Raw genomic sequence first — 20038 nt, forward strand, 5'->3', positions numbered from 1 at the left:
AGCGTAGGTAATACTACGGCGCATGTCCGCAGACGCTCACACGATCCCCACGCCCCAGGCCACCTACGCACAGCGCGTGGCCTTTGTTTCCGAGATCGCCGGACGCCTGCACAGCTATGGCACCACGGCCCAGCGCCTGGAAACGGCGGTGGTGGCACTGGCCCGCCAGCTCGATCTGGATTGTGAACCGTGGTCGAATCCCACCGGTATCATCCTCAGCTTCAGCGATCCGGCGCAGGCGATCGGCTCCAGCGACATCACCCGCGTGATCCGCCTGGCGCCCGGTGAGAACGACCTGCACAAGCTCAGCGTCGCCGACCATATCGCCGAAGAAGTGTCCAACGGGCGGATGAGCATCGCCCAGGGCCATACCGCGCTGCGCCAGCTGGACAAGGATCCGGGCCGGCGCGGCAAGCTGCGCACCATCCTGTCATTCACCCTCGGCGCGGCCGGCGTGGCCGGCATGTGGAAGCTGCCGTGGCTGGACATCGCCACCGCCGGTGTCATCGGCCTGATGATCGGCCTGCTCGGCATGGTCACCGACCGCCGCCCGGCCACCCGCGAAGCGGCCGAGGCGCTGGCGGCGCTGCTGGCCGGCATGGTCGCCACCCTGGTGGCGTCCTTCATTGGCGCGCTCAACCTCAATACGGTGATCATCGCCTCGCTGGTGGTGCTGCTGCCCGGCATGTCACTGACCAATGCGGTCAATGAGCTGGCCAGCCAGCACTGGGTGTCGGGCACCGCGCGCTTTGCCGGCGCGCTGACCACCATCATGAAGCTCAGCGTCGGCGCGATGATCGCGGTAACCCTGGCCGACGTGCTCGGGCTGGATCCGGTGATCCGCGCCGCGCGGCCGCAGGGGCCGTGGGTGGAGTGGGGTTCGCTGCTGACCGCGGCCTTTGCGTTCGCGATGCTGTTCAAGGCCAACCGGCGCGATTACCCGTGGGTGATCGCCGCCTCGGTGGCCGGTTATGCGATCTCCAAGTTCGGCGGCCATGCCTGGGGCGCGCCGGCCGGCATCTTCCTGTCGGCGATGCTGCTGACCGCGGGCGGCAATCTGTTCGGTCGCCTGATCGGGCGTCCAGGCGCGATCATCCGCCTGCCCGGCATCATCATGATGGTGCCCGGCAGCACCAGCCTGCGCGGTGTTCTGACCCTGGTCCAGCAACAGGATGTCGGCGCCGGCCAGAGCGTGTTCCTCACCGTGCTCAACGTGGTGATGGCGCTGGTCGCCGGCCTGCTGTTCGGCAACCTGCTGATGCCCGCTCGCAAGACCCTGTGATGATGTCGGTGGGTGTGGACCCCGGTCCACACACCGGAGAATGAAAAACGCCGGCGTCCGCCGGCGTCTTTCATTCCAACCTGATCCCGGCCTCAGGCCTTCTTGATCAGGAAATCTTCCGGCTTCTTGTTGCCCTTGGCGGTCAGTTCAGCCATCCAGCGCGGCTGCTTGCCACGGCCGGTCCAGGTTTCCTTCGGATTGGCCGGGTTGCGGTACTTCGGTGCAACCTTGCCCAGCTTGCGGCCGGCGGTCTTCGACGGGGCCTTGGCGGCCGGGGCGGCCTTGCGGGCACGCGTGGCCGGGGCGCTGCCGAACAGTTCTTCGATGGTGTAACCCTCGGTCTTGGCCAGCTTGGTCAGCTGGGCCCGGACCTTGGTGATCGGCCGGCGCTTGGCGACGATGGTCTGCTGCTTCTTGGCGGTACGGATCAGGGCGCCCAGCTCGCGTGCTGACAGGCCGGTCAGGTCAATGCTCATTTACGGTTACTCCGGAAACTAATGTGTGGACGGGACAAGCCAGTCCATGGCGTCGGCGGACAGAATAGAGATGAATTAATCACAGCACAAATGCAGGCGGGTCATGGCGTGGCGGCATGCAGACGCCGTCGCGGTGATTTTGACCGGATTATGTCCGCTGCAATATCGGGGAAGGGCGCGGGCAAAAAAAAAGACCGGGGCAGGCCCCGGTCTTTTCCTGATCAGCCCTGCAGACGCTGCAGCAGGGAGGCCTTGTCCAGGTTCTCCGCGTCGCTGGCGCGGCGCGAGCGGTACTCGTAGGTGCCAGCGGCCAGGCCGCGTTCGCTGACCACCACGCGATGCGGAATACCGATCAGCTCCATGTCGGCGAACATCGCGCCCGGGCGCAGGCCGCGGTCGTCGAGTGCAGCGTCCAGGCCCGCCTCGCGCAGCTCCTGCAGCAGGTTGGCAGCGGCGTCGGCCACGGCCGCATCGCCCTTCGGGTTGATCACACACACCACCACCTGCCACGGCGCCATCGCGTCCGGCCAGATGATGCCGGCATCGTCATGGTTCTGTTCGATCGCGGCAGCCACCACGCGCGAGATGCCGATGCCGTAGCACCCCATCGCCATCACCGCGGCCTTGCCGTTCTCGTCCAGCACGGTGGCATCCAGCGCTTCGGCGTACTTGCGGCCGAGCTGGAACACATGGCCGACTTCGATGCCACGTGCGATCTTCAGTTCACCGCCGTCCACGGCACGGTCGCCGGCCCGCACGTTGCGGATGTCGGCCACTTCCGGTTCCGGCAGGTCGCGGCCCCAGTTGACGCCGGCCAGGTGGAAACCGGCTTCGTTGGCGCCGACGACGAAGTCGGCCATCGCCGCCACTTCGCGATCGGCGACCACGCGGATGGCCTTGGCCGGCGCGACCGGGCCAAGGAAGCCCGGCACGCTGCCCAGGTGCTCGGCGATTTCCGCCTCGCTGGCGAAGCGCTGCTCGTCCAGGCCGGCGACCTTGGCCAGCTTGATCTCGTTGACCTCATGGTCGCCACGCACCAGCGCCAGCACGAACTGCTGTGCCTTGCCTTCGCCGGCGATCAGCGCCACCGACTTCACCGTGCGCTGCAGGTCGATGCCGAGCAGCGCCGCGACGTCCTCGCAGGTCTTCTGGGTGGGGGTATCCACCTTGCGCATCGTTTCGGTGGCGGCCGCACGCGGCGCCGGATCGGCGGCAATCGCCGCTTCCATGTTGGCTGCGTAGTCCGAGCCGGTGGAGAACACCAGCGCGTCCTCGCCGGAATCGGCGATGACGTGGAATTCCTGCGACGCATCACCGCCGATGGCACCGGAGTCCGCCTGCACCATGCGGAAATCCAGGCCGAGGCGGGTGAAGATGCGGCTGTAGGCCGACTTCATGTTCTCGTATTCGCGCACCAGGCACTCATCGTGCAGGTGGAACGAATAGGCGTCCTTCATCAGGAACTCGCGCGAACGCATCACGCCGAAGCGCGGGCGGATCTCGTCGCGGAACTTGGTCTGCACCTGGTAGAAGTTCACCGGCAGCTGCTTGTAGCTGGACAGCTCGCTGCGCGCGAAGTCGCAGGCGGCTTCTTCGGCGGTCGGGCTGTAGCAGAACACCTGGTCCTTGCGGTCCTTGATCTTCAGCAGCTGCGGGCCGAACTTCTGCCAGCGGCCGGTCTGCTCCCACAGTTCCTTCGGCTGGATGGTCGGGATCTGGAATTCCACGGCACCGGCCCGGTCCATTTCCTCGCGCACGATGCGCTCGACCTTGCGCAGCACGCGCAGGCCCAGCGGCGACCAGGTGTACAGGCCCGATGCCAGCTTGCGGATCATGCCCGCGCGCAGCATCAGCCGATGGCTGGTCAGCTCGGCGTCGCTGGGGGTTTCCTTGGTGGTGTGCAGGTGGAACTGGGAGAGGCGCATCGTCGGCTTCGGATAACGGCAGAGACCTCTATTCTGCCAGCCCGGCCGGGGGGAGGGGTATCGGCAGGGCTGCGCCCTGCACCTGCGGGTAGTGCCGGCCGCTGGCCGGCAACAGCAACAGCAAAAACGGGTCTCCTGGGAGATGGCGGGGTGGGTCCGGTTACAGGGGGCGCCGTAAATCCGTCCATGGAGGCTCGGTCGCGCCTTGCTCGTGTGCGCTGTCCTGCGCACACGGCAAGACCGGTGTTGAGCGTCCTGCCCAACCCGCCCGAGGCATGCCTCGGGCCCACGCCGCTCACACCCCTGCCGCCGGACCCACCCCGCCTTCGATAGTTTCCTGCGAGCTGTCGGAATGGCTCCTGGGGTCAGATCCGTTTTCCGCAGGAAAACGGATCTGACCCCGAATTCAATTCGAGATCTGACAGATTTCATCCACGTATGGCGTGGATCTACCACCGTCACCGGGAAACTGTCGAAGGCGGGGCGGTGTCGGATTGCGGGGTGTCCGCGGCATGGATGCCGCGGCCAAGCCCCCATGGACGGGTTTACGGCGTCCCCGCAATCCGACACCGCCCCGCCATTCCACGGAATGCCCGCTTTTGACGTTGCCGTTGCTTGCAGCCTCTGCAGGTGCAGGGCGCAGCCCTGCCGATACCCTTAACCGGCCGGTGGGCAGTACGCCTTGATGGCGGCCTGCGCCAATCCCCTCTGCGCGGTGTGCTGCTCCGGAGTCAACGGGGTATCGGCCTTGCCATCACCATCGGTGTCCTGCATCACCTGGCCACCACCGTCCAGCAGGGCCAGGTTGGCCCGGGCCGTGCTGCACTGCCCAGGGACCGGCGCGGCCGGGGTCTCGGTGCTGGCTGCGGCCTGCGGGGTGCGGGCCTGCTCGCGGGTCTCGAACTTCTTGCCCGCCGGCGGGGTCTCCGAATACTGGGTTACGCCATGGGCGTCCTTCCATTTGTAGACGGGGCCGGCCACGGCGTTGGCACTGGCCAACAGCAGCAGGCATCCAAGGCAGGACAGGGCACGCATGGCAGACTCCACGGAATGGGCGCAGAACGCCGATTGCAGCATTGGCGCCGACCGCTGGCAAGTCGATTAAACTGGATTCCATGGACCCGATCACACCGCCGCCGCGCTCGCGCACGATTTACCTGCTGCCCAACCTGTTCACCACCGCCGGCCTGTTCGCCGGTTTCTACGCGATCATCGCCGCGGCCAACGGGGATTTCGTCAATGCCAGCATCGCCGTGTTCGTGGCGGCGGTGATGGATGGCCTGGACGGGCGCGTGGCGCGCCTGACCGGTACCAGCAGCGAATTCGGCGTGCAGTACGACTCGCTGGCCGACCTGGTCAGCTTCGGCATGGCCCCGGCGCTGGTGATGTACCACTGGTCGCTGTCGTGGCTGAAGTTCGACGATCCGCTGCTCGGCCGCGTCGGCTGGGCCGTGGCCTTCCTGTATGCGGCCTGCGCGGCGCTGCGCCTGGCCCGCTTCAATACCCAGGTGGCGGTGGTCGACAAGCGCTGGTTCGTCGGCCTGGCCAGCCCGGCAGCAGCGGGCCTGATGATGTCCTTCGTCTGGGCGTTCGCCGATGGCAACCTGGGCTGGGACGGCAACCAGCTGCGGTACGTGGCGCTGGCGGTGACGATCATCGCTGCGCTGCTGATGGTCAGCCGCATCCGCTTCTGGAGCTTCAAGGGGGGCGCTGCCAAGGGCACCCGTTCGGACCGCGTGCCGTTCCTGGTGCTGGCACTGGTGCCGGTGGCGATCGCGATTGCGGTCATCGACCTGCCGCGCGTGCTGTTCGCGGTCGGCATCCTGTACGCCTTGTCCGGCCCGGTGATGTGGGCCGTGCAGCGCCTGCGCAAGAAGCCCGAGGCCGCGTGAGCCAGGACCTGCCCGTGCTGTGGTCACCGGCCCAGCAGGCCTGGCTGCAGGCCATGGGCTACACCGTCTATCACGATGGCCAGCTGGCTGCCGAGCTGGATGCCGCGCTGCAGTTGAGCGTGGCCGAAGCCGAGGCCAGCGTCGCCCCGCCGGAACCGGTGCGGGCCCCCGTGCCGTCGCGCGAACAGCATGCCGGGGTGGCGCCCGCAGCCCGCCCGGAACGGCCGGCACCGCCGCGCCGCGAAACGCCGGTCAGTGCCCCGGATACCGTGCCGGCGGCTGAGCGCCCGATGCCCAGCGGCAACGCGCGCCAGCCGGTGGTCCGCCTGCCGGATCGCCTGCAGATCGCGCTGCTGCGTGCGTCCGGCTGCAACCCGAACGACCCGGCTACGCAGCGGTTGATGGACAGCTGGCCACTGGACCAGCTGCGCCACGACCCGGCCGCCAAGCGTGCGCTGTGGCCGCAGCTGCGTGCCCTGCGCAAGCGGGGCACGCCATGAGCGCGGTCACCCGACCCGGCCCGGTCAGCCTGCGTGCGTTGCGCGAGAGCGACCTCAATGCGGTAATGGCGATCGAACTGCGCGGCTACCCTTTTCCCTGGACCCGCGGCATCTTCATCGACTGCCTGCGTGCCGGCTATCCCGGCCTGGCGATGGAGCGCGATGGCCTGCTGGTCGGCTATGGCGTGCTCAGCATCGCCGCCGATGAAGCGCACGTGCTGAACATCTGCATCGATCCGCTGGCACAGTCGCGCGGGCTGGGCCGCCAGCTGCTGCGCGCGCTGGTGCAGCTGGCCGCCGACCGTGGCGCACAGCGCGTCTTCCTGGAAGTGCGTCCGTCCAATACGCCGGCGCTGGCGCTGTATCACAGCGAAGGATTCAACGAGATCGGCCGCCGCCCGCGCTACTACCCGGCTGCACAGGGCCGCGAGGATGCGGTCGTGATGGCGATCGAGCTGGTCGACGGCGATCTGCAGGAAATGCCGCCGCTGTAACGCAGACGGGTTGCCGGCCAGCGGCCGGCACTACCGATGCGTCGCTCACGCCAGCCGCAACGCCAGCACGCCGCCCACGATGAGCGACGCTGCCAGCCAGCGCGTGCGCGGCACCCGCTCGCGCAGCAGGAACACCGAGATCAGCAGCGCGAACAGGATCGAGGATTCGCGCAGCGCCGAGATCATTGCTACCGGCGCCTGGGTCATGGCCCACAACGCCATCGCATACGAGGCGGTGGTGCCGACGCCACCGGCCAGTCCCAGCGGCCAATGCTGCCGCGCATAGTCCAGTACCGCGCCGCCGCGCGTATACAACGCCCACAGCGGCAGCGGGATGCCCGACAGCAGGAACAACCACAACGTGTAGCTGAGCGCGCTGCCGGACTGGCGCGCACCCTGCGCATCGACCAGCGTGTAGGTGGCGATCATCGCCGCGGTCAGCAGCGGCAGGCGCAGCTGGCCGCCGCGCGCCCCCAGTGCCATGCACAGGATGCCGGTGCTCACCAGCACCACGCCCAGCCACGCTGCGGCGGGCAATGGCTCACCGAGCAGGGTACCGGCCAGTGCGACCAGGATCGGCGCGCTGCCACGCATCAGCGGGTAGGCCAGGCTCATGTCGACCTGTTGGTAACAACGCGCGACCAGCCCGTAGTAGGTCACCTGCAGCAGCACCGACGCAGCCAGCCAGGGCCAGCTGTGCGCGGCCGGGAAGGGCAGGAAGGGCAGGGCGGCGGCCGACAGCAACGCGGCACTGCCGGTCACCAGCACGGTACCGAGGAACTTGTCCGGGCCGCGCTTGACGATCGCATTCCAGCTGGCATGCAGCGCCGCGGCAGCGAGGACGAGCAGGAAGATGGAAAGCGGCATCCGCCGATGATGCCATGCGGGGCAAATGGAAACGCCGGGCATCGCCCGGCGTTTCCGATTCCGCTTCGGTGGGTGCCAACCTCTCCCGCGGCAGGTGCCAACCCCCCCTGCCGTGGCAGGTGCCAACCTCTCCCGCCGTGGTAGGTGCCAACCTCCCCTGTCGTGGTAGGTGCCAACCTTGGTTGGCACGCACCAGAGCGCGGCGTTACAGCTTCGCGCGCTGCTCGCGCAGGCCGGCCAGCTGGGTGTTCCAGTCGACCAGGCGCACGCGCTCCTGATCGACCACCGCCGGTGGCACCTTGTCGGTGAACCTGGCCAGCTTGGTTTCGCTCTTTTCCTGCTCACCTTCCACGCGCTTGATCTCCTTGTCCAGGCGCGCGCGCTCGGCATCGAGATCGACCAGGCCTTCCAGCGGCACCAGCAGCTTCAGCTCGCCCACGATCGCGGCGGCCGCCGGCGGTGCGCTTTCGCCCTCGGCCAGCCACTGGATGCTGTCCAGCTTCAGCAGGAACGACAGCGAGGCGCTGAAGCGTTCGATGCGCACGCGGTCCTGCTCCAGGCCGGCCTGCAGGCGCAGCGGCACCTGCCTGGACGGCGCGACGTTCAATTCGCTGCGCACGCGACGCACCGCACTGATCACCGCCTTCAGCCATTCCACGTCGGCCTCGGCCTGGGCGAAATCACCGGCGAATTCGGCGGCGGTCGGGTACGGGCGCAGCGACAGCGTGGTTTCGGCCAGGCCCAGGCGCGGGGCCAGCTGCTGCCACAGCTGTTCGGTGATGAACGGGGTGAGCGGGTGCAGCAGGCGCAGCAGCGCTTCCAGCACGTACAGCAGGGTGTGGCGGGTGCTTTCGGCATCAGCCGCGTCGGCACCGTTCAGTGCCGGCTTGCTCAGCTCCAGGAACCAGTCGCAGAACGCGTTCCAGGCGAACTCGTACAGGCACTGCGCCAGCAGGTCGAAGCGGTACGCGGCGAAATGGCCCTGCGCTTCGGCGGTGGTGGCGGCCAGGCGCGAAAGGATCCAGCGCTCGGCATCGGTGCGCGGGGTCGGCACGCCGGTGAACGCCGCACCTTCGGTGTTCATCAGCGCGAAGCGGCTGGCGTTCCACAGCTTGTTGCAGAAGTTCTTGTAGCCCTCGGCGCGGTTCATGTCGAACTTGATGTCGCGGCCGTGGGTGGCCAGCGCGGCGATGGTGAAGCGCAGCGCATCGGCACCGTGGGCAGCAATGCCGTCCGGGAATTCCTTGCGGGTGGCCTTCTCGATCTTCTCCACCATCTTCGGCTGCATCAGGCCGCCGGTGCGCTTGGCGACCAGGTCGTCGATGGTGATGCCGTCGATGATGTCCAGCGGGTCGAGCACGTTGCCCTTGCTCTTGGACATCTTCTGGCCCTGGCCGTCGCGGATCAGGCCGGTGAAGTACACGTCCTTGAACGGGATCTTCCCGACCAGGTTGTCGGTGGCCATGATCATGCGCGCCACCCAGAAGAAGATGATGTCGAAGCCGGTGATCAGCACCGACGACGGCAGGTAACGGTCGAAGCCGCGCTCGGCCATGGCCTGTTCGTTCGGCCAGCCCAGGGTGGAGAACGGCCACAGCTGCGAGGAGAACCAGGTCTCCAGCACGTCGCTTTCCTGGTTCAGCACCACCTCGCTGCCCAGGTTGTGCTTGGCCCGCACTTCCTCTTCGCTGCGACCGACGTAGCAGCTGCCGGTGGCGGCATCGAACCACGCCGGGATGCGGTGGCCCCACCACAGCTGGCGGCTGATGCACCAGTCCTGGATGTTGTTCATCCAGTGGCGGTAGGTGTTGATCCAGTTCGGCGGCACGAAGGCAATGCTTCCGTCCTCGACCAGGTCCAGGCCACGCTTGGCCAGGTCGTCCATCTTCACGAACCACTGGTCGGTCAGGTACGGCTCGATCACCTGGCCGGTTCGGTCGCCACGCGGCACCTGCAGCTTGTGCGCCTTGGTCTCGACCAGGATGCCCAGGTCTTCCAGCTCGGCCAGCACGGCCTTGCGTGCTTCATAGCGGTCCAGGCCCCGGAAGCGTTCCGGCGCGTTCTCGTTCAGCGCCGCCACCGGGGTGAACAGGTTGATCATCGGCAGGCTGTGGCGCACGCCTACTTCATAGTCGTTGAAGTCGTGCGCCGGGGTGACCTTGACCACGCCGGTGCCGAACGCGCGGTCCACGTAGTCGTCGGCGATCACCGGCACGCGCCGGCCGGTCAACGGCAGCACCACGTTCCTGCCGATCAGGTGCGCGTAACGCTCGTCTTCCGGGTGCACCATCACCGCGGTATCGCCCAGCAGGGTTTCCGGGCGGGTGGTGGCAACGACCAGGTAGTCGCGGGTTTCGCGGAGGGTTTCCACGCCGTCGGCATCGCGCTCGACGTGTTCGTAGCTCAGGCCGTCATCCAGCGTGTAGGCGATCGACCACAGGAAGCCGTCCTCCTCGGCGCTCTCCACTTCCAGGTCGGAAATGGCGGTCTTCAGCACCGGGTCCCAGTTGACCAGGCGCTGGCCGCGGTAGATCAGGCCCTGCTCGTACCAGCGCACGAAGGCCTCGTTGACCGCCGCCGATGGCTGCGGGTCCATGGTGAAAGTGCTGCGCGACCAGTCGGCGGAGGTGCCGAGGCGGCGCATCTGGCGTTCGATGGTGTCGCCGGACTGCTGCTTCCACTCCCAGACCTTGCCGATGAAGCCTTCGCGGCCCAGCGAATCGCGGGTCTCGCCCTTGCCTTCCAGCGCCAGGTTGCGGCTGACCACCATTTCGGTGGCGATGCCGGCGTGGTCGGTACCGACCTGCCACAGCGTGTCGTAGCCGCGCATGCGGTGGTAGCGCACCAGCGCATCCATCAGGGTCTGCTGGAAGGCATGGCCCATGTGCAGGGTGCCGGTCACGTTCGGCGGTGGCAGCAGGATGGTGTACGGCTCGCCCGTGCCGGACGGCTTGAAGTGGCCGGCCTTCTCCCAGGCCTCGTAGAGGTCGGTCTCGAAGGACGTCGGGTCGTAGCTGGAGGCGAGTTGGGTCATGCGGGGGAACCGGTAATCAAGGCGGAAGGGAGATCAGCGCGACCCGAGGGCGCGGCGGATCTTCTGGTCGGTGTGGTACTGGCTGACCGCGTAGGCGGCCCAGATGGCGGCGGGCAGCCAGCCGATCAGGGTGATCTGCAGGATCAGGCAGACGATCCCGGCCAGCGGCCGGCCGATGGTGAAGAAGGACAGCCAGGGAAGAATCAGGGCGATCAGCAGGCGCATCAAGGGGTCCTCGCCGGGCTCACATGTCGTGCTTGTTGAGGTCGTAACCGGCGGCCTTGTACTGGCGCCAGCGCTCGCGCAGCGGTTCGCGCGCTTCCGGATCGGCCGGAACCACTTCCAGCACGCGTTCGCACTGGCCCAGCCAGGGCTCATCGCGCAGGTTGATCACCAGCGGGCGTGCCGGCGCGTCGGTGCCGGGTACGGCGATCAGCACCAGGGCCTCTTCCTCGTCCATGTCTTCGCCGGCAATCTGGTGCGGGATGTAGGCATCGTTGTCGAACGCCCACAGCAGCTCGTCCAGTTCCTCGGCCTGGGCCTGGTCACGGGCCAGCACCAGGGTGAACAGCCCGGCGTCGTTGGCCTTGCGCGCCAGTTCGCAGACCAGGCGCAACGGCTCGGTCAGGAAGCGGGGCTTGGCGATCAGGTAGAAGTCGGCGCGGGGCATGGCAGGGTCCGGGTCAGGCAAGGGCCCGGCAGTGCCGGGCGAGGCCCCGGCCGGCGTCTGCCGGCCAGGGTCGGGTACGGCATCAGGCGCGGGCGACCTGGTCCAGCAGCCACTGGCTCAGCAGGCCGACCGGGCGGCCGGTGGCCATGCCACGCTTGCCTTCATCGCTGGCGACGCCGGCGATGTCCAGGTGGGCCCAGCGCTGGCCTTCGGTGAAGCGCGACAGGAAGCAGCCGGCGGTGATCGCGCCGGCCCAGCGGCCGCCGATGTTGTAGACGTCGGCGAAGGTCGAATCCAGCATCGGCTGGTACTCGTCCCACAGCGGCAGGCGCCAGGCGCGGTCGAACACGTGCTCGCCGGCGGCCAGCAGCTCGTTGGCCAGGTCGTCGTGCTTGCTCATCAGGCCGGCGGTCTGGTGGCCCAGGGCGACCATGCAGGCACCGGTCAGGGTGGCGACGTCGACCAGCGCGGCCGGCTCGAAGCGCTGTGCGTAGGTCAGCGCGTCGCACAGGATCAGGCGGCCTTCGGCGTCGGTGTTGCCGACTTCGATGGTCTTGCCCGACATCGAGGTGATCACGTCGGAAGGACGGTAGGCGTTGCCGTCGATGGCGTTTTCCACCGCCGGCACCACCACCACCAGGTTCAGCGGCAGCTTGGCCTTGACCGCCGCGACGAAGGTGCCGATGACGTTGGCGCCACCGCACATGTCGTACTTCATCTCTTCGATGCCGCCCTGGGTCTTCAGGTTGACGCCACCGGTATCGAAGGTGATGCCCTTGCCGACCAGCACGTAGGGCTTGGCGTCGCCGCCATTGTTCCACTTCAGCACGACCAGGCGCGGGCGGTTGGCCGAACCGCGGGCCACGGCCAGCAGCGAGCCCATGCCCAGCGCTTCCATCTGGTGCTCGTCGAGGATCTCGGCTTCGGCACCCTCGTGCTCGCCGGCGAACTTCACGCCGACCTCGGCCAGATAGGCCGGGGTGCAATAGTTCGGCGGCAGGTTGCCCAGCTCGCGGGCGAACTCGACACCGGCGGCGATGGCCTGGCCCTGGGCCAGGGCCTGGGCGTCGTCACCGGCCACGGCCAGCTGGGCCAGGCCGGCATCGTCGGCCTTCTTCTTGCCTAGGGTGGCGGTGTAGCGGTAGGCGGCGTGATCGGCGGCGATCACTGCCTGGCGGATCGCCCAGGCCGCGTCGCGGTCCTTGATGGCCACTTCGGACAGGGTGAACAGCGCGCTGCGGACGGCGCCGGCCTTCAGCGCGCGCACCGCGTCGCCCACGGCCTTCAGGTACTGCGGCACGCCGAAGCGGGCGGCGTCGCCGAGGCCGACCACCAGCACGCGCGGCGCGGTCACGCCCGGCAGGTCGTGCAGCAGGGTGGTCGCGCCGGTCTTGCCGGACAGGTCGCCACGCTGGGCCAGGGCGGCCAGGCGGCCACCGCTGGCGGCGTCCAGGGCCTGCGCGGCCGGGGTCAGGGTATGGTCGGCATACGCGCCGACCACCAGGCAATCAACGGTGGCGGCGGCCGGAGCAACGTGGTTCAGGGTGAATTCGAGGGCCATTGAGCAGATTCCATTGGCGAGTCCGTACAATCGCAGGCCGTTTACGCCCAGACAGTAGACTGGGCGGCACCGCGAACGAACCCCAGAGTTTAAACCACCGCCCCATGCTGAAGCTCGACCGATACCTGCTGGGCGATTTCGTCCAGAGTTTCCTGGCTACCCTGATCGTCCTGCTGGTGGTCAGCGTGGGCGGCGTGCTGGTGGACATCCTCGGCAACATCGCCGACGGACGCCTGCCGGCCAAGCTGCTGTTCTCCCAGCTGGGCCTGCAGTTCATCGCCTACCTGCCGCTGATCCTGCCGCTGGCGCTGATGCTGGGCCTGCTGCTGGCCGTGGCCCGGCTCTACCGTGACTCGGAGATGGCGGTCATCACCGCCATTGGCGTGGGGCCCAAGCGGCTGCTGCGGCCACTGCTGATGCTGGTGGTGCCGGTGGTGCTGCTGGTCGGCGCCTGCTCGCTGTGGCTGGGCCCGTGGGCCGGCCGGATGGCCGAGCAGATGATCATCGAGGCCAACCGCAGCGTGCTGATGGCCGGCCTGGAGCCGGGCCGCTTCACCCCGCTGCCCAATGGCGGCGTGGTGTACCTGTCCTCGATCTCGCCCGATGGCACCCAGCTGGGCAAGGTGTTCCTGCAGCGCCAGAAGGATGACCGCCTGGAAGTGGTGTCCGCCAATGGTGGCCGCATGTTCTTCGAGGGCACCCGCCAGCGCTTCCTGGAGCTGGATGATGGCCACCAGGTGGAAGGCCCGGTGGCCGGCGCGCTGGATTACCGGCTGGCGACCTTTGCCCGCAACGACGTGGCCCTGCCCGACGGTGCACAGACCCGCACCGAGGACGACCCGGAACTGATGCCGACCCTGCAGCTGATCGGTGATGAGCGCCCGCAGGCGCAGGCGCAGCTGCACCGCCGCCTGGCACCGCCGCTGATCGCGCTGGCCTTCGCCCTGCTGACCGTGCCGCTGGGCCGCAGCTCGCCGCGCCAGCAGCGCTACGGCCGCATGATGCTGGCCCTGATGGCCTACATGGTGGGCACCAACCTGATGTTCATCGGCAGTGGCTGGATCGCCAACGGCAAGATTCCGGCCGCGCTCGGCCTGTGGTGGTTGACCGTGCCGCTGCTGGCGCTGGCGATCTGGATGTATGCACGTGATGGCCGCCTGGGCCGCTCGAAGGGAGCCCGCGCATGAGGCTGCGCCCGATGCGTTTCGATCTGTACCTGGGCCAGTCGGTGTTCACCACGGTGCTGCTGACCTGGGCGGTGCTGGTCGGCCTGGACGTGGTGATGGCGTTCTCCGGCGAGTTCAAGGACATCGGCAAGAACGGCTACACCCTGGGCCATGCCGCCGCCTGGGTGCTGTACACGGTGCCGCGCCGCGCCTACACGATGTTCCCGACCGCCGCGGTGATCGGCGCGCTGATGGGCCTGGGCCAGCTGGCCGCGACCTCGGAGCTGACCGCACTGCGTGCGCTGGGCCTGTCGCGCAAGCGCCTGAGCGTGTCGGTGGCGATCGCGCTGTCGCTGCTGACCGCAGTGATGGTGCTCAGCGCCGAGACGCTGGGCCCGTGGGGCCAGGACCGTGCCGATGCATTGAAGGCCAGTGCCAAGTGGGGGCGGGACATCTCCACCACCCGCTACTCCGGCCTATGGGCACGCGAAGGCGACACCTTCCTCAACGCCCAGAGCGGCGAGGAACAGCTGGTGGGCGACAAGGGCACGCGGCTGATCCTGCGTGACGTGCGGCTGTACCGGATCGCCGAAGACGGCAATATCGCCTCGTTGACCCATGCCGCCACCGCCGAGCACGACAAGGACGGTTGGGTGCTGACCGGGGTGCGTCGCGACACCTTCGGCGAGCGCTCGGCCACCCGCCAGGAAGTGGCGCGTGAGCCGTGGAACTCGAAGCTGGATCCGGCGGCGCTGGCCACCGGCATCGCCAAGCCGCGAAACCTCAGCGTGGCTGAGCTGAGCACCAGCATTGCCTACCGCCAGCGCAACGGGCTGGATGCGCGCGATTTCGAGGATGTGTACTGGAGCCGCTGGTTCTACCCGGTGAACGTGCTGGCGCTGTGCCTGGCCGCGGTGCCGTTCGCGTTCGGGTCGCTGCGTAGCGGCGGCATGGGCAAGCGCCTGTTCCTGGGCATCCTGTTTGCACTGGGCTTCTGGCTGCTGCAGCTGTTCTTCGGCCGCATGGCCGGTGCGCTGAAGTTCGATTACCGCATTGCCTATGCGCTGCCGCCGATCGTGATGCTGGCCGTGTCCGGATTGCTGTTCCGGCGCAAGTCGGGCTGATTCTGGTAGCGCGGGGCCATGCCCGGCGCTACCGGGGCAATCCACCGCTTCGGCATCCGTGCCAGGACCACCAGCATCCCGGCCCAGCGTGCTGGATTCTGTAGAGCCGAGCCCATGCTCGGCTGCTTTTTGCGCGCCGCCTGCCAGCCGAGCATGGGCTCGACTCTACAGATCGTGCATCACCGCTTGGGCATGCGCACCAGGCGGGTGCCGCTGGCGCGGTCGTGCCAGGTCAGGCGTTGGCGGTCGACCCAGGCCCACCAGAATCCCAGACCGCCGAGCAGCAGCGACAGCGTCCCCACCGCGAAGCGCAGCCACAGCTGGCCGCGCCGCAACGGCGTGCCATCGCGCGATTGCAGTTTCAGCCGCCACGGCCGCATGCCCAGCGTCTGTCCGCCACGGCGCCAGCTGGCCGTGGCATACCACCCCGTGATCGCCCAGCACACCGCCCACAGCAGCCACTGCCAGGTACTGAACGGCGCGATGTTCTCGCGCTGCGCGTGGCCGCTGAAGGTGTAGGCGAGGGTGAACAGCGTGCCGGCCAGCATCCACAGCGCCAGCACCGGCAGCGCGTCATAGACCATCGCCAGCATGCGCCAGGGCAGCAGCGCGCGCGGACGGGGCGTTTCGGTAGCGGCCGCAGGGGCCGTGTCGGTGGCAGGGCGGGACATGCGCCGAGCATACGCAAAGCTGGCCGTGCCCGCAGTGGCCCTCGTATCCTGCATGCATGGCCCTTGTTTCCACCCCCGCCGAACGCCGCCAGCTGGTCCAGCAACTGCCCGAGCTGCGCGCCGACGACAGTGTGCGCATCCAGCGCTTCCTCGATGCGATCTGGGCCGAGAACGGCCTGGCCCGCGCCACCCTGGACAGCTACCGGCGCGACCTGGAAGGGCTGGCGCGCTGGATGGATGGACGCGACGGTGGCCTGGCCGGCATCGAACGTCCCGGGCTGTTCGACTACCTGGCCTGGCGCACCCGCCACGGCTGGTCGCCGCGCAGCAACGCGCGCCTGCTGTCGGCGCTGCGGGCGTTCTTCGCCGATGGCGTGCGCCGTGGCGAACGCAGCGAAGACCCCAGTGCGCTGCTCGACCCCCCGAAGCTGCCGCGGCTGTTGCCCAAGGCGCTGGCCGAGAGCCAGATCGATGCGCTGCTGGCGGCACCGGACATCGACAGCCCGCTGGGCCTGCGCGACCGCGCCATGCTGGAACTGATGTATGCCGCCGGCCTGCGCGTGAGCGAGCTGGTGCTGCTGCCGGCCACGGCGGTCAACCTGCGCCAGGGCGTGTTGCGGGTCACCGGCAAGGGCAGCAAGGAACGGCTGGTGCCGCTGGGCGAGGAATCGCAGCACTGGCTGGAGCGTTACCTGCAGCAGTCGCGCCCGCTGCTGGTCGGCAAGGGCAAGGTGCATGCCCTGGCGGATGGTCAGACCCCGTTGTTCATCGAGCCGACGCTGCATGCGCTGACCCGGCAGGCGTTCTGGCACCTGGTCAAGCGCCATGCGCAGGTGGCCGGCATCGACCCGGCGCGGATCAGCCCGCATGGCCTGCGCCACAGCTTCGCCACCCATCTGCTCAACCGCGGTGCCGACCTGCGCGCGCTGCAGATGCTGCTCGGCCACAGTTCCTTGTCGACCACCCAGATCTACACCCTGGTAGCGCGCGAGCATCTGCAGAAGCTGCATGCCCGCCACCATCCGCGCGGCTGAGCGCCGGGCTGAATCGCTGCCCGGGGCCGTGCCGGGCGTCGCGGCCCGGTACCGGCGGCTGTGTCAGAATCCGGAGTCTTCTTCTGCTGCGGATCGCTCCATGCTCCGATTTGCCATCGCCGCCGTGTTCGGTGCGCTCAGCCTGACCGCCTGCGCCCAGCCGGCTCCGCCGGCCGCCAAGGCGCCTGCTGCCGCTGCGGCCAAGGCCAGCCCGGCCGCCAACGCGCCGGCCGACCAGGCGGTACGTGCCGCGTTGACCGCGCTCAATCCGGGTTTCCAGGTCGATTACATCGGTGCCGCGCCGTTCCCCGGCTTCCGCGAGGTCGTCGTTTCCGGCCAGCTGCTGTACGTGTCCGATGACGGCCGCTACCTGTTCCAGTCGCAGCCTTACGACACCCGCGCCAAGGGCCCGGCCAACAGCGAGGGCCTGCTTGGTTACCGCCGCGGCCTGCTGGCCAAGGCCAACCACGGCGATCGCATCGTGTTTGCCGCGCCGAACGCCAAGTACACCATCAGCGTGTTCACCGACATCGAGTGTGGTTACTGCCGCAAGCTGCACCAGGACATCGCCGAACTCAACCGCAACGGCATCACCGTCGAGTACCTGGCGTTCCCGCGCATGGGCCTGGGCAGCAAGGACTACACCGACATGATCTCGGTCTGGTGTGCAGCGGATCGTCGCCAGGCCCTGACCAACGCCAAGCGCGGTGGCAGCGTGCCGGCCAGGAACTGCACCAACCCGGTGGCGATGCAGTACGCGCTGGGCCAGCAGCTGGGCGTGAATGGAACGCCGGCGATCTTCGCGCCGGATGGCACCCAGCTGGGCGGCTACCTGCCGCCGGCGCAGCTGCGTGCCGCGCTGGAGAAGCTGTCGGCCAAGCGCTGATCGCCGCTGGTCTTTTCCTGTAGAGCCGAGCCCATGCTCGGCTGCGGAAACAGCAGCCGAGCATGGGCTCGGCTCTACAGGCAGGAAGCCGGGGATGCGTGTCGCATCCCCGGCTTTTTGCTTACTTCAGGCCATCACTGACCGCCTTGGTCAGCGTGCCCTGCGCATCGTCACCGCTGAACTCCCAGACGAACGCGCCGCCCAGGCCCTGGGTCTTCACGTAACCCATCTTGCGGGTGATGTTGGCCGGGGTGTCGAAGCTCCACAGCGTGCTGCCGTTGTAGATCCAGGTGGCACCGGCGGTGTTGTCGGTGTAGCCCGGCCACGCCAGGTTCTTCAGCACCTTCCAGTCCTCGATGCCGGCTTCATACGTACCCGGGGCGGCGCCGGTCGCGGTCTGGTACAGGCCGTTGTTGGCGTTGGCCACACCCGTCCAGCCACGCCCGTAGTAGCCAATGCCCAGGTTGAGCTTGGCGGCGGGCACGCCACGGCTGATGAAGGCCTCGATGGCGTCGTTGCTGTTGTACAGCTTCTGGTCGCCGGTGGACGGATCATTCGGCGAATCGAACAGCGCCGACTGGTGATTGGTCTTCGCATCCCACGCGCCGTGGAAGTCGTAGGTCATCACGTTGATGTAGTCCAGGTACGGGTGGTATGCGGCCGGATCGGTGACACGGATCTTGTCGATGCCGGCACCCACCGCCACCGTCAGCAACAGGCCCGGCCGCACCGCATCGAGCTGGCGGCGGAACTCGGCCATCAGCGCGGTGAAGTTGGCGTTGTCTTCCGGCTTGCCGCATTCGATGCCACAGGCCACCGGGTATTCCCAGTCGATGTCGATGCCGTCGAACACGCCCAGCGCGGCACCGGCACCGCCGGCACCGTCGGTCACCGGCAGGTTGCCCTTGATGTAGGCGTCGATGCACGAGGCGACGAAGGCCTGGCGGTTTTCCGGGCGCGCTGCGCTGGAGAAGCCGCGCGACCAGGTCCAGCCACCCAGCGAGATCAGCACCTTCATGCCCGGGTATTTGGCCTTGAGCTGCTTGAGCTGGTTCCAGTTGCCGCGCAGCGGCTGGTCCCAGGTATCGGCACTGCCGCTGACGCTCTCGGCGGCACTGAAGGCCTTGGTGTAGTCGGCGAAGGCATCGCCACCGGCACCGCTGTTCGGATCCGACGGCTGGGTGATGCCGACTTCGCATCGGTTGTTGCGCACGTTGCCGAACGCGTAGTTGATGTGGGTCAGGCGTGCGGCCGAGCCGCTGCTGTCGATGTTCTTGACCCGGTAGTTGCGGCCGTAGATGCCCCACTGGGTGAAGTAACCGATGACCCGCTTGCCGGTGGTGCCGCCGTCACCGGCCAGCGTGGTGGCGCTGATTTCGGTGCCCTGTGCCGACGCATTGCCGGCGTTGTCGCGGGCACGTACGCGGTAGCGGTAGGTGGTCGATGCGGTCAGCCCGCCATCCACATAGCTGGCACTGGACGGCGAACCGACCAGGCTGCCGTTGCGGTACACGTCATAGCCGGCCAGGCCGCTGCCACCGGTGTTGTCGGTGGACGGGCTCCAGCTGAGCGCGATGCTGCTGGCGGTGCGCGTTCCGGCCGCCAGCCCGCCCGGCACGCTCGGTGCGGTGGTATCGCCACCGGCAGCGTTGACGGTGATGGTGATGGTCGGGGTGCTGGTGGTGGCGTTGTTGTTATCGGTCGCGACCGCACGCAGGGTGTGGCTGCCGGCGCTGGCATTGGTCCAGCTGGCCGCATACGGCGCACCGGTGGCCACGCCCAGCGAGCTGCCGTCGCGGAAGAACTCGACCTTGGCGACGCTGCCGTCCGGGTCACTGGCGGTAGCGGTCACGTTGACCGTGCTGCCGGCGCTGAAGGTGGCGCCGTTGGCCGGCGAGGTCAGGCTGACCACCGGCGGCTGGTTGCTGCCGCTGCCATCGCAGGCACCAAGGTTGGTGTAGTAGGGCGCACCGGCCGGATGGTCCGGCGGCGCGTTCCAGATGTCCTGGTTCGCCCGATAGAGGACGCCTCCTTTCTGCAGGGTATCGCCGGCCCGGTAGATCCTGGCCTGGTCCCACTGGGCCACGCCGGCACAGCTGGCAGCCTGCGCCAGGCCGGGCAGGGCGGCGGTACCGGCGGCCAGGGCAAGCAGCCAGGCCAGGTGGCGGGGACGACAGCTTCGGGTCGAACGTTCGGCACTGCGCACAATCGGGTCGTACATGGGTAAGTCTCCGATCAAAGGGCGCGCGGGCCCCGATGGCGCCGCGCGTGACGCAGGTCCGGGCGTCGCCCGGGAAGGCGACGGAGGGGGCGGACGGGGTACCTGGGGGGCCGGGGAGAGAGTCCGGCGCCAGGTGGGGACAACGTTGTCATCAATCGCGTGGTCAATCCGTGAGCAAGCGCATGGTTCCGGGATTCGGGCGGAGAGCGGCGCTGCGCGCGGTCGGCGGCCATCG

General features: G+C 68.2%; 18 protein-coding genes. 8 read left to right on the forward strand and 10 right to left on the reverse strand.

Annotated elements, in window-relative coordinates; all coding sequences use genetic code 11:
- The first annotated feature begins 22 nt into the window (after positions 1-22).
- Positions 23-1282, forward strand: coding sequence for a threonine/serine exporter family protein (locus AC5P98_RS17565; RefSeq protein ID WP_032957924.1), 1260 nt, complete (start codon positions 23-25; stop codon positions 1280-1282).
- A 92-nt stretch (positions 1283-1374) separates the two neighbouring features.
- Here the strand turns inward: AC5P98_RS17565 and AC5P98_RS17570 are convergent, their stop codons facing one another.
- The 3 genes from AC5P98_RS17570 to AC5P98_RS17580 form a co-directional block, all read right to left on the reverse strand.
- Positions 1375-1758 (reverse strand): H-NS histone family protein, encoded by a 384-nt coding sequence (locus tag AC5P98_RS17570; RefSeq protein ID WP_010480700.1) that lies wholly within the window; start codon positions 1756-1758, stop codon positions 1375-1377.
- 221 nt (positions 1759-1979) lie between these two features.
- Positions 1980-3683, reverse strand: coding sequence for a proline--tRNA ligase (locus tag AC5P98_RS17575; protein WP_014645869.1), 1704 nt, complete (start codon positions 3681-3683; stop codon positions 1980-1982).
- A 657-nt stretch (positions 3684-4340) separates the two neighbouring features.
- Complete coding sequence (locus tag AC5P98_RS17580) at positions 4341-4718, reverse strand: DUF4124 domain-containing protein (RefSeq protein WP_014645871.1); 378 nt, start codon at positions 4716-4718, stop codon at positions 4341-4343.
- Positions 4719-4798: 80 nt separating this feature from the next.
- Between AC5P98_RS17580 and pssA the strand changes: the two genes are divergently transcribed.
- From pssA to rimI, 3 genes are read left to right on the forward strand one after another with little or no spacing between them, the layout of a single operon-like run.
- Positions 4799-5575 (forward strand): CDP-diacylglycerol--serine O-phosphatidyltransferase, encoded by a 777-nt coding sequence (gene pssA, locus AC5P98_RS17585; protein ID WP_005415206.1) that lies wholly within the window; start codon positions 4799-4801, stop codon positions 5573-5575.
- A complete protein-coding gene (locus AC5P98_RS17590) occupies positions 5572-6075 on the forward strand; it encodes a hypothetical protein (protein ID WP_014645872.1) in 504 nt (167 codons plus the stop codon). The genes pssA and AC5P98_RS17590 overlap by 4 nt, the downstream gene beginning before the upstream one ends.
- Complete coding sequence (gene rimI, locus AC5P98_RS17595; RefSeq protein WP_014645873.1) at positions 6072-6569, forward strand: ribosomal protein S18-alanine N-acetyltransferase; 498 nt, start codon at positions 6072-6074, stop codon at positions 6567-6569. Before AC5P98_RS17590 ends, rimI begins: the two co-directional genes overlap by 4 nt.
- A 45-nt stretch (positions 6570-6614) precedes the next feature.
- Here the strand turns inward: rimI and AC5P98_RS17600 are convergent, their stop codons facing one another.
- The 5 genes from AC5P98_RS17600 to AC5P98_RS17620 form a co-directional block, all read right to left on the reverse strand.
- Positions 6615-7436 (reverse strand): EamA family transporter, encoded by an 822-nt coding sequence (locus AC5P98_RS17600; protein ID WP_032962266.1) that lies wholly within the window; start codon positions 7434-7436, stop codon positions 6615-6617.
- Between the two features lie 205 nt (positions 7437-7641).
- The gene (locus AC5P98_RS17605) at positions 7642-10470 is read right to left on the reverse strand and encodes a valine--tRNA ligase (RefSeq protein WP_032962264.1); all 2829 of its coding nucleotides are present in this window, start codon (positions 10468-10470) and stop codon (positions 7642-7644) included.
- A 33-nt stretch (positions 10471-10503) separates the two neighbouring features.
- Entirely contained in the window at positions 10504-10695 is a 192-nt protein-coding gene (locus AC5P98_RS17610; protein WP_014035920.1) for a YqaE/Pmp3 family membrane protein, read from the reverse strand.
- A 19-nt stretch (positions 10696-10714) separates the two neighbouring features.
- On the reverse strand, positions 10715-11140 hold the full coding sequence (locus tag AC5P98_RS17615) for a DNA polymerase III subunit chi (RefSeq protein WP_014645876.1): 426 nt from the start codon (positions 11138-11140) through the stop codon (positions 10715-10717).
- An 82-nt stretch (positions 11141-11222) separates the two neighbouring features.
- Positions 11223-12701, reverse strand: a complete 1479-nt coding sequence (locus AC5P98_RS17620) for a leucyl aminopeptidase (RefSeq protein WP_049404118.1) — start codon at positions 12699-12701, stop codon at positions 11223-11225.
- A gap of 104 nt (positions 12702-12805) precedes the next feature.
- Between AC5P98_RS17620 and lptF the strand changes: the two genes are divergently transcribed.
- Together lptF and lptG are read left to right on the forward strand one after the other, a co-directional pair.
- On the forward strand, positions 12806-13888 hold the full coding sequence (lptF, locus tag AC5P98_RS17625; RefSeq protein ID WP_032962260.1) for an LPS export ABC transporter permease LptF: 1083 nt from the start codon (positions 12806-12808) through the stop codon (positions 13886-13888).
- Complete coding sequence (lptG, locus tag AC5P98_RS17630; protein ID WP_032962258.1) at positions 13885-14991, forward strand: LPS export ABC transporter permease LptG; 1107 nt, start codon at positions 13885-13887, stop codon at positions 14989-14991. The genes lptF and lptG overlap by 4 nt, the downstream gene beginning before the upstream one ends.
- Before the next feature lie 179 nt (positions 14992-15170).
- On the opposite strand, the gene AC5P98_RS17635 is transcribed toward lptG, so the two are convergent.
- The gene (locus AC5P98_RS17635; RefSeq protein ID WP_049404120.1) at positions 15171-15662 is read right to left on the reverse strand and encodes an RDD family protein; all 492 of its coding nucleotides are present in this window, start codon (positions 15660-15662) and stop codon (positions 15171-15173) included.
- A 56-nt stretch (positions 15663-15718) separates the two neighbouring features.
- Between AC5P98_RS17635 and xerD the strand changes: the two genes are divergently transcribed.
- Positions 15719-16696 carry a site-specific tyrosine recombinase XerD gene (gene xerD / locus AC5P98_RS17640; protein WP_046428433.1) on the forward strand — a complete coding sequence of 326 codons (978 nt, stop codon included), beginning with the start codon at positions 15719-15721 and terminating at the stop codon, positions 16694-16696.
- 100 nt (positions 16697-16796) lie between these two features.
- Positions 16797-17582, forward strand: a complete 786-nt coding sequence (locus tag AC5P98_RS17645) for a thioredoxin fold domain-containing protein (protein WP_014645882.1) — start codon at positions 16797-16799, stop codon at positions 17580-17582.
- Positions 17583-17703: 121 nt separating this feature from the next.
- On the opposite strand, the gene AC5P98_RS17650 is transcribed toward AC5P98_RS17645, so the two are convergent.
- Positions 17704-19803: a glycosyl hydrolase family 18 protein gene (locus tag AC5P98_RS17650; RefSeq protein ID WP_049404727.1), complete on the reverse strand. Its 2100-nt coding sequence runs from the start codon at positions 19801-19803 to the stop codon at positions 17704-17706.
- Positions 19804-20038: the final 235 nt, after the last annotated feature.

The sequence above is a fragment of the Stenotrophomonas sp. YJH_SMC_135 genome, assembly GCF_059372355.1.